Source organism: Turicibacter sp. HGF1 (assembly GCF_000191865.1).
Classification (GTDB): domain Bacteria; phylum Bacillota_I; class Bacilli_A; order MOL361; family Turicibacteraceae; genus Turicibacter; species Turicibacter sanguinis.
The window spans coordinates 1-5,981 of the sequence record NZ_AEXQ01000075.1; the positions used below are offsets into that span (position 1 = coordinate 1).

6 protein-coding genes are annotated in these 5,981 nt (G+C 33.9%); all 6 read left to right on the forward strand.

Annotated elements, in window-relative coordinates:
* Positions 1-242 precede the first annotated feature (242 nt).
* The 6 genes from HMPREF9402_RS07165 (at position 243) to HMPREF9402_RS07190 (ending at position 5,955) form a co-directional block, all read left to right on the forward strand.
* The gene (locus HMPREF9402_RS07165) at positions 243-941 is read left to right on the forward strand and encodes a YoaK family protein (protein ID WP_009606957.1); all 699 of its coding nucleotides are present in this window, start codon (positions 243-245) and stop codon (positions 939-941) included.
* A 95-nt stretch (positions 942-1,036) separates the two neighbouring features.
* A complete protein-coding gene (locus HMPREF9402_RS07170; protein WP_006784161.1) occupies positions 1,037-1,918 on the forward strand; it encodes an ABC transporter ATP-binding protein in 882 nt (293 codons plus the stop codon).
* Positions 1,919-1,921: 3 nt separating this feature from the next.
* The gene (locus HMPREF9402_RS07175) at positions 1,922-2,722 is read left to right on the forward strand and encodes an ABC transporter permease subunit (RefSeq protein WP_009606959.1); all 801 of its coding nucleotides are present in this window, start codon (positions 1,922-1,924) and stop codon (positions 2,720-2,722) included.
* A 97-nt stretch (positions 2,723-2,819) separates the two neighbouring features.
* Positions 2,820-4,370 (forward strand): nitrite/sulfite reductase, encoded by a 1,551-nt coding sequence (locus HMPREF9402_RS07180; protein ID WP_009606958.1) that lies wholly within the window; start codon positions 2,820-2,822, stop codon positions 4,368-4,370.
* A 15-nt stretch (positions 4,371-4,385) separates the two neighbouring features.
* On the forward strand, positions 4,386-4,934 hold the full coding sequence (locus HMPREF9402_RS07185) for a DUF6512 family protein (RefSeq protein ID WP_006784158.1): 549 nt from the start codon (positions 4,386-4,388) through the stop codon (positions 4,932-4,934).
* Positions 4,935-5,220: 286 nt separating this feature from the next.
* The gene (locus HMPREF9402_RS07190) at positions 5,221-5,955 is read left to right on the forward strand and encodes a YoaK family protein (RefSeq protein WP_009606960.1); all 735 of its coding nucleotides are present in this window, start codon (positions 5,221-5,223) and stop codon (positions 5,953-5,955) included.
* Positions 5,956-5,981 lie beyond the last annotated feature (26 nt).

The window sequence follows — 5,981 nt, forward strand, 5'->3', positions numbered from 1 at the left end:
GAATAAAAAGAGGAGACTTTGTTAAAAGTCATCCTCTTTTTTGTTATTGAAAACGTGTTCTGAGAAAATTGATGTATATTGTCTCATAACTTATATATATAAGTCCAGTTAAAAGTTTTTCAAGTGTGAAAAACTTTTAACTGGACTATAGTGACGCCTAAGGATCAAAAAGACTTCAATATTGAGACTCATTTATAATAGTGAAATACATTTCTGTTTGTATATAGGTAGGAGGGGGATTTATGAATCAGGAAGTAAAAATGCATGAAACAATGCGAGTTGGAATTTTATTAGCTTTTGTTGGAGGTTTTTTGGATGTGTATACTTATTTATTAAGAGGGGGCGTTTTTGCTAATGCTCAGACAGGGAACATGGTTTTATTGACCTTACAAATTTCTCAGGGACATTTTGTTCAAGCTCTTTATTATCTTGTCCCAATTATTGCTTTTTTTATGGGAGCAGTTGTAACAGAAATTGTAAAGAAGCATGATTATTGGCATGAATATGTTTTAGTGATTGAGATTATTCTGTTATTTGGCGTTGGCTTATATCCGTTAAGTTATCCTCCAATCATTGTTAATTCAATGGTATCTTTTATTTGTGCGATGCAAATTAGTAGTTTTAAGAAACTTCATGGTTTTGCTTATGCGACAACGGTTTGTACGGGGAATCTTCGTTCGGCAGCGGAAAATTTGACAGCTTACTGTTTGCACCATCATCAAGAATCTAAAATAAAATGTTTGAGTTATATCATTATTATTGGTTCTTTTTGTTTTGGTGCTATTATGGGTTCAACTTTGATTAGTTATTTAAGTATTTATGCAGTCTGGATTTGTAGTGGTGTTTTAAGTCTTGTGTTAGTAATCTTAATCAAAGACAATTTGGCTGATTTTTTGATGATTAATAATTTTTTAAAAAGTGAGAAGATAGAGTCTAAATGACTGTGATAAGGTTGACCAGTCTATTTGAGGAGGATATAATTTCCTTAGGAATAAAAGGCAATTAAGAAGGTGATTTTTATCAGGAGGGGAAGAACATGAGTGTCATTGAAATTAATCAATTAACGAAAGATTACGGGGGAGGACGTGGGATCTTCAATGTGTCATTATCAGTATCTAAGGGGGAGGTCTTTGGTTTTTTAGGACCAAATGGAGCTGGTAAATCGACGACTATTCGTCACTTAATGGGTTTTATTCATGGTAATTCAGGGAGTTGTAAAATTAATGGATTAGACTGTATGGAAGATCGATCACGTATTCAAAAAAAGTTGGGGTACCTTCCGGGTGAAATTGCTTTTATGGATGATATGACAGGAATCGCCTTTATTAAATTTGCGGCTAGTGTACGGGGAATGAAAGATTTAAGCCGAGCCTATGAATTAATGGAAATGTTTGAGCTTAATGCGAGTGGAAAAATTAAAAAGATGTCTAAAGGAATGAAACAAAAAGTTGGGATTGTTTGTGCTTTTATGCATGATCCAGAAATTTTAATTTTAGATGAACCGACGAGTGGTCTAGACCCTCTTATGCAAAATCGTTTTATTGAACTTATTTTGTCAGAGAAAGAAAGAGGGAAAACAATTTTTATGTCATCACATATTTTTGAAGAAATAGAAAGAACATGTGATCGAACGGCAATGATTAAAGATGGACATCTGATTGCGGTTGAGGATGTGAATTCAATTAAGGCATCAAAGCATAAATCCTATGTCTTAACATTTGCAACAGAAGAAGAGGCTAGCAGATTCACAACTGACGTGACAGATGCAAAGCTTATCTCGCCTATAAAAGTTAAGGTTCATTATCAGGGGACGCTACCTCCATTTTTAAAACTCATCTCAGAGTATAAAATTATGGACTTAGATACAACAACACCAACACTAGAAGAATTGTTTTTACATTTTTATGGGAGGGGATAGAACGTGATAAATTTGACCTTGTTTAAACGGGAACTTAAAGCTAGCTACAAAGTTTTTCTCATTATTTTTGCTGTCTTAATGATGTATACAGGGATTATTACAGGAATGTTTGATCCAAAACTTGGAGAAGTGCTAGAACAATTTACACAGGTAATGCCAGAGTTAATGAGTGCCTTTGGAATGACGAATCCTGGAACAACGTTAATTGAATTTCTAGCTTCGTACCTTTATGGATTTTTGTTTCTCGTTTTCCCCATGATTTTTGAAATCATTTTGGCCAATCGTTTGGTTGCGCGTTATGTTGATCAAGGATCAATGGCTTATTTATTAGCCTCTCCTCTCACGAGAGGAAAAATTATCTTAACTCAAGCAACTGTGATGTGGACAAGTCTAGGTGCTTTAATTATGTTAATAACACTTGGTGAGATAGGTTTTGCACAGTTGATGTTCCCAGGAGAGTTAGATATGATGATTCTTTTTAAGATGAATATTGGTTTATACGTCCTACATTTAGCTATTAGCGGAATTTGTTTTTTTGCCTCTTGCATCAGCAATGAAATTAAATTATCCTATTCAATAGGAGCGGGTGTGCCTATTTTATTTTTGTTAATCCAGATGTTATCTAATGTTGGAGAAAAGTTAGAAATCTTTAAATATTTTACGATTTTTAGTTTATACCCTTCTAGTCAAATAGCATCAGGTGAAAAAAGTGCATATGGTTTTATGTGCATCTTGTTGATGATTGCACTGGCTCTATATGCATTAGGGGGATATCTATTTACGAAAAGAGATTTACCTGTCTAGCACCTGATAAGGTGCTTTTTTTCTCAACGTGCTAGGAATAAAATTCCTCTATTGAGACAAATTAAAAGTAGATTATAAAAAATAAGGTGGTAGTAGAATGAGTCAGTTAAAAGAAGTGCTTCGTAACGAAATGAAGGATTTTCGTGAGAAGGGGCATCAATTTGTTAATGGTGAACTAAATATGATGCAATTTAAACATGTCTCAGGAGGATTTGGGGTCTATGCCCATAAAGGTGGAAAAGAATTCATGATTCGACTTCGTATTCCTTCTGGGATGTTAACATTTGATCAGTTGAATACAGTTTATAATCTGGCTACAAAATATCATATGGAACGAATTCATTTAACAACACGTCAAGCCATTCAACTGCATGGTTTATCAATTGATGAAGTATGTGATTTAATGGAAGAAGCACTTGACCATGATATTTACACACGAGGTGCTGGTGGAAACTTTCCACGAAATGTTGCTATTTCTCCACTCTCTGGTGTAAATCCACTTGAGGCTTTTGATGTGACACCGTATGCATGGGCCGCAGGTGATTACTTCTTAAAACAAATTTATACGTATCATTTACCTCGTAAATTAAAAGTCTCTTTTTCAAGCAGTAATGCGGATGAGGGACATTGTACCGTACAAGATTTAGGTTTCTTAGCGGTAACTCAGGAAGGTCAGCATTATTTTGAAGTTTATTTAGGTGGGGGTCTTGGACAAAATCCTAGATTAGCAGTTAAATATCCAACGTTAATTAATCCAAATGATGTTCTTTATCATTTAGAAGCAATGGTTAATTTATTTAAAGCTGAAGGTGATTATGAAAATCGTAATAAGGCCCGTGTTCGATATATCGTAGAACGAATGGGTGAAGAAGCTTTTATTGAAGCTTATCAAAAGCATTTAGATGAGGCAAAAAATAAAGGTGGTTTAGAATTAAATATTACACCACAAGAAATTCATAAAATTGGTTGTGAGTGTGACGTAGAATCAAAACGCCTTTTTGCACAAAAACAAGAAGGGTTATATAGTGTTTATCTTCACCCGATTGGTGGACAATTGGAAGTAGCAGATTTGAAAAAAATCTTAGATTATTTAGCTAATATTGAAGGGGTAGACATTCGTTTGGCTATGACCGAAAGTGTTTATTTTAGAAACTTAACGGGTAAAGAAGCAAAAGGATTGTTAGAATTAACTGAATCGATGGGAGGAGACACTCCGTTTGAGCATAGTGTTGCTTGTATCGGAATTCCAACTTGTCAAATTGGATTATGTAATAGTCAAGGTGTATTAAAACAGACAATGGAATATTTTAAGGAAAAACAATGTAAAACAGAAGTACTTCCCGCTGTTCATTTTTCAGGATGTGGAAATTCTTGTGGAGTACATCAAATTAGTGGAATCGGATTTACGGGTAAAAAGAAAAAGGTTGGTGCGACTGTAGAAGAATGCTTCACATTATGGATTGGTGGTAAATATGAAGTAGGAAAAACTCGTCTTGGTGAAGTCTTTGGTGAAATTCAAAAAACACGTATTCCAGAATTTTTATATGAACTAGCTCTTTCAGTTGAAGAGTCAGGACTAGACTTTGAAAGTTATATTAAGCAAAATGAAGAACAATTAAAAGAAATTACTCAAAAATACCTTGTTTAAAGGAGTCGTGATTTCATGTCATACTTTGATACTGTCCCCCCTCAAAAATGGATTTTAAAAGGGATTATCGGGCTATTTGTTTTAGCAGTTGGATTTCATTTTATCTATGATTTAACAGGACAAAATATGGTAGCGGGAATCTTCTCACCAGTGAATGAAAGTACATGGGAGCATTGTAAGGTTATTTTATGGCCGACTATTTTGTGGTGGACCATTTATTATTTTGTGAAACGTCATACGTATCGAATTGATGCTGCGAAATGGTTTACGAGCCAATTTATCTCTTTAGTCGTTGCAATACTTGCTGTTCCGGTTATGTATTACTTTTATACTGGTGCCTTTGGTATTGAAAATATGGCAATTGATATCTTTATCGTCTTTTTAGCTTTTCTAGTTGGACAGTACGTTGGATATCGAAATTATAAATATGGAAAAGGAATTCATGAAATGATTGCTTTGTTTTTGATTGCAGTCATTGTGATACTTTTTATTTGGTTCACTTTTAATCCGATTCATATCCCACTATTTCAAGATCCAACGACGGGGCTATATGGAATAAGTTGATAAAAAATGTTTGGATTTATTTAAAAAATTGAGTTTGGATATTGTTATTTTTAGGAGTTATCTTGAAAAAAGATAGCTCCTTTTTTTATTTTTCTAGCGATTTATAATGCTTTTAGTCTCTTACTTCAGCATATGATAAAACAAGAATATATAGATGAGTCTAGAAAGAATTTATCTGTATAAAAACTTTTAGGTTGAGGACAATTATGATCTTCATCAACAAGATTTAACTGCTAAGACTCATTTAAAAATATTTGGATTTATCTAATAAAAGGAGGGGAGGGCGATGGAAGAAAAAGTGTATATCCCTATTCATCAAACATTAAAAGTAGGCATGATGCTAGCTGTTGTTGGGGGATTTTTAGATGCTTATACCTATCTTTTGGAGGGGCATGTATTTGCGAATGCCCAGACTGGAAATATCGTCCTTTTATGTATACTTTTAGCAGAAGGACTTTGGTTAGATGCCTTATATTATCTAGCACCGATTTTATCATATTTTATTGGAATTTTAGTTACCGAAGCGATTCGAAAACACTATAAGGCAATCGGTCCAGGGATTTGGCGTATGCGCATGTTAACCATTGAAATCATATTACTAGCAATCATTGCTTTTACTGCTGATTTATTTCCATCAAGTATCATTAATGTTTCAATTTCATTTATTTCTGCTATGCAGGGATGCACCTTTAAAAACTTAGTTGGACAATCTTATGTGACAATGACCTGTACCGGAAATCTTCGTTCGGCTACACGCCATTTATTTCAGTATTTATCCACGAAGGATAAGGAATCCGGTCGAATTAGTGGGCGATACTATGCGATTATCGGATCATTTTGTATAGGTGCATTTTGCGGGACATTTCTAGTTCATCTCGTTTCAAAATATTCTATTTTACTTTGCTGTTTTCTTTTATTTATTGTCTTGAAAGTTTTATCACGTGCACATCATAAAAAACATGAAATAGAATCAGATGGAGATGATCAAATGTCTAATTTCCAAAATTATTTTGACTGTTAAATAGGTCTTAGTCTGACGTATCTAAT